This window comes from Limosilactobacillus mucosae DSM 13345, from assembly GCF_001436025.1.
Classification (GTDB): domain Bacteria; phylum Bacillota; class Bacilli; order Lactobacillales; family Lactobacillaceae; genus Limosilactobacillus; species Limosilactobacillus mucosae.
In genome coordinates, this window is sequence record NZ_AZEQ01000048.1 from 1 (window position 1) to 2,524 (window position 2,524).

Sequence of the window (2,524 nt, forward strand, 5' to 3'; positions counted from 1 at the left end):
TGAGAGTTTTTTCCCAGCCTCTTCTTTTTTTGCCTTTTTCCTTTCTTAGATTTTCACATATCAATACGATATAATTGATGTATGAAGAAAGTGAGGTGAACCTAATGCAACAAGCTATTACAATCAAATGCAAATTAAAGTTACAATCATCACTAGATGAATCGGTTTTAGTTAAATCCTTAGAACAGTATCGACAAGCATGTAACACAGTTTCCCAATATATGTTTGACCATAATTTTGAGATGGCACAAGCAAAGTTAAACAAGGCGTTGTACCATCAATTGCGAAACGATTATGGACTAAAAGCGCAAATGGCTCAGTCAGCAATTCGTAATGTCGTTGCTCGTTACCGAACGATTAAAACACAGTTGGCTCAAAAGCCTTATCGTTACAATACGGGTAAGCAAGACCAATATGGCAACAATATTTGGAAAAACGAGCCTCGTACTCTAGATTGGTTATGGTATCCCATTAACTTTAAACGTCCTCAATTAGACTTGCAGCGTAATCGTGATTGGTCACTTAAAGACAACCATGTAATGTCTATCAATACAGTTAACGGTCGTATAAAAGCACCATTTACTTGTCAAGGATTCGATCAATATTTAGACGGTACTTGGCAATTTGGCATGGCTAAGATATTACATGTTGGCAATAAGTGGTACATGCACATTAGTGCAACCAAAGAACTGCCAGACTACCTAAAGGAACAATCACAACATGTAGTTGGTATTGATCGCGGATTGCGATTCTTGGCAACTGCTTATGATGAGCAAGGAAAAACATTGTTTTTCCAGGGCCAAGAAGTAATACGCAAGCGCCGTAAATTCAAACGACTACGCCAACAACTGCAAAGTAAAGGAACTAAATCAGCCAAGCGCCGATTAAAGAAGATTGGTCAACGAGAGAACCGCTGGATGACTGACATTAATCATCAGTTATCTAAGACACTCGTTAACCATTATGGTGCTGATACTCTCTTTGTTTTGGAAAATCTAATTAATGTACGATTCGCAACTGAAAAAGTAGCAAAAGCAAAACGTTATGAACAAGTATCTTGGGCTTTCTACCAGTTAGGTCAATTTTTAACTTACAAAGCTCATTTAGTTGGAAGCGAAGTAGTTCAAGTTTCAGCTAAATACACGAGCCAACGTTGTCCGAAATGTGGTCGTATCTGGAAAAATAATCGTAACCATCAAGAACATTTGTACATGTGTGATCGTTGTGGCTATCAATCCAATGATGATCGTATCGGTGCCATGAACATTCAGCTCTTGGGTACTCAATATATTAGCGGCAATGAACGCCCGTCTTTTAGTAAATTAACAGCTAATGAGTAAATCTCGTTGGTTAAACGGGTGCCGTCAACCACCCGATGATGTAGCCACAACCGAAGGAGCACGTTAGTGCGTTATTACTTCTAAGCCGTTAGGCTTGTGAGCTGCAAGCCACCGATTTTAATCGGTAGTAGTTGACTGTTAACACCTCTTTTAATTATTATCTAATAATCTTAGCACCCAAAGTCAATGTCGATATAGTAAAAACATCCCGTTTTACTGAGTTCTTTCATATCTGGCGCGTTGGAAGAATTTGCAAGCGCAATAATCAATTTGAAAGCAGGTGATGAGATCATCGCGCGCTAAACGATTGAGAACTGTATTAAGGTACTGTCTATCGCATCTGGCAAAACGTTGAAAAGTGACTTAAGTAGGCGTTATCATTAACTGATCAACTTAATATAAAGCTGACTTAAAATAAAATCCGATGTCAGCTAGAAAATTACCGATGATATTGCAATTAACGGTTAAGCAAAGAATTCTCAAGGATAAATGGGGGAAACAATGAAATTTTTGGTAGACGATTTAGCATGGACAAGAGAACCTGCTGCCTACTCCATAAGTAAGGATAAAATAGAAATTGTTACTAAGCCACATACTGATTTATGGCAGCGAACCTATTATCATTTTCGCAATGACAATGCTCCCGTTTTACAAATGCAGACAAGCGAGCAATATTTCTCATTTATCGTCAAAACAGCATTTGAAAGCAAGCACCGTTTTGACCAATGTGGCATAGTAATGTACCTTGATAGCGAAAATTGGCTGAAAGGATCAATTGAATATGAAAACGAAACGTTTCAACATCTAGGCAGCGTAGTAACCAATCAAGGATATTCAGATTGGGCAACTACTGAGATTCCTGCCTCAATCAAATCAATGTGGTACAGATTCAGTCGGCGAGCTGATGATTATTGTATTGAATGTTCCGATGATGGAGTTACCTTTAAACAAATGCGGATCTGTCACATGGCAAAGGGGGATGGAACAATCAAGTTTGGCATCTATGCCTGCAGTCCAGAAAATTCGTCTTTCAAGGCAACTTTTACTAATTTTGAGCTTACGGAATGCAAATGGCTTACCCACGACGGACAACAAGCAGATCACGACTTAATTTAAAAAATTGTAAGCACACCATAACGGTACGGGTTGAAAAGGACATGAAGGGAGTGTAAAATATTTTGTGT

The 2,524-nt window shown here is 38.5% G+C and carries 2 protein-coding genes; both read left to right on the forward strand.

Translation table 11 applies throughout. The features are described 5' to 3' along the window. The first annotated feature begins 104 nt into the window (after positions 1–104). Positions 105–1,340, forward strand: a complete 1,236-nt coding sequence (locus tag FC47_RS10015) for an RNA-guided endonuclease TnpB family protein (RefSeq protein ID WP_056968800.1) — start codon at positions 105–107, stop codon at positions 1,338–1,340. A 501-nt stretch (positions 1,341–1,841) separates the two neighbouring features. Further along, the gene (locus FC47_RS10020; protein ID WP_039945903.1) at positions 1,842–2,456 is read left to right on the forward strand and encodes a DUF1349 domain-containing protein; all 615 of its coding nucleotides are present in this window, start codon (positions 1,842–1,844) and stop codon (positions 2,454–2,456) included. The last annotated feature ends 68 nt before the right edge of the window (positions 2,457–2,524 follow it).

Coding starts and splice junctions, on each gene's coding strand:
- FC47_RS10020 (WP_039945903.1), top strand. CDS start 1,842: ATGAAATTTTTGGTAGACGATTTAGCATGGACAAGAGAACCTGCTGCC.
- FC47_RS10015 (WP_056968800.1), top strand. CDS start 105: ATGCAACAAGCTATTACAATCAAATGCAAATTAAAGTTACAATCATCA.